Source organism: Novosphingobium sp. KN65.2 (genome assembly GCF_001368935.1).
GTDB lineage: Bacteria > Pseudomonadota > Alphaproteobacteria > Sphingomonadales > Sphingomonadaceae > Novosphingobium > Novosphingobium mathurense.
Genome location: NZ_CCBH010000103.1, coordinates 1 through 1035, shown reverse-complemented (window position 1 = coordinate 1035; position 1035 = coordinate 1). Strand labels below are relative to the sequence as shown.

The window sequence follows — 1035 nt, the reverse complement described above, 5'->3', positions numbered from 1 at the left end:
ATGCTTCACCCCGCGCCTTGGCGATGGCGGCTTCGACGCGATCGGCGAAGGTATTGCCCAGGCCAACGCTTTCCCACGCAATGCGGCAATCAGCTTCGGCAAGGAGGTCGAGCAACTCAGGCGCGGCGGCGATAAGGCTTGCGTTTGCCCTTCCCTCATCTCGACCATAACCTTCAACGCCAGTCGGAACGGCTGCGATAGGGACAAGCTTATTTCCCCCGCAAATGTAGGTTATGAAGCGCCCGCCTTGCGGCTGTTCATTGTGGAAGTCAGCGAACCAAGGCCCCGGAGTGTGCCCGCTCATACCCGCACCTCGCGCGCCTGGCCGATGGCCGTGACGGGGGACGCCTCACGCTGAACATCAGCACGCGCCCTGATACGTTCCATGGTGCGCGCCTTGTTGGCATCCCTCATGAAGCCGTGCACGTAGAGGGTGGAGACGCACATCTCGAGGCGCTCTTCCCATGTCTGGTTGGTCCAGTCTGTTGCGGGGTCGCGGAGGTTCATGCGGACTCCGAGACATGCACGTACTCGGTTGTCGGCACGTATGGGAATTCGATGTAAACACGGCTGTCGATGTTGGTGTATGCAGCGCCGCTGGCATCGATAAACACGCGGCCATCAATGTCGTAGGCGCGCCCATCTTCATCGCGGAACACATGGGAACAGCGCTTGTTCTGCTGCGAACCGCGACCGATCTCACTCCACTCGCTCTCGTCACCCGTAAGCGGCGAGAACGGCTCAAACTTCATTGCCTTCTCGATGAACTGTTGCGCATATCCAGCGCTAAATCCCGAGTGCCCCTCAAGACCGAACATCGCAACCATATCAAGGACGTTCTCTCCGATGGCATCCTGCATGTCGCACTGCTCAGGGAATGCGATCTTCCATTCACTGCGAGCGTGCTTGAGGTAGTTGCTGTCACGCTGCGACCAGCGGACAAGCCTGCGGCCAAGTTCTCCAATCATGTGATTGATGCGATACTTCGCATTGTGGCGCATGTGCCTGATGTTCATCACTTCTTCCCTCCCACCA

General features: G+C 58.7%; 2 protein-coding genes. One reads left to right on the top strand and one right to left on the bottom strand.

All coding sequences use genetic code 11. The annotated features are described in order from the left end of the window. Positions 1-358: hypothetical protein (locus tag SPHV1_RS25670; protein ID WP_231634513.1), on the top strand; the 358-nt coding region annotated here is incomplete at its 5' end. A gap of 145 nt (positions 359-503) precedes the next feature. On the opposite strand, the gene SPHV1_RS03945 is transcribed toward SPHV1_RS25670, so the two are convergent. Next, a partial coding sequence (locus tag SPHV1_RS03945; protein ID WP_231634512.1) for a hypothetical protein occupies positions 504-1035 on the bottom strand: 532 nt, incomplete at its 5' end.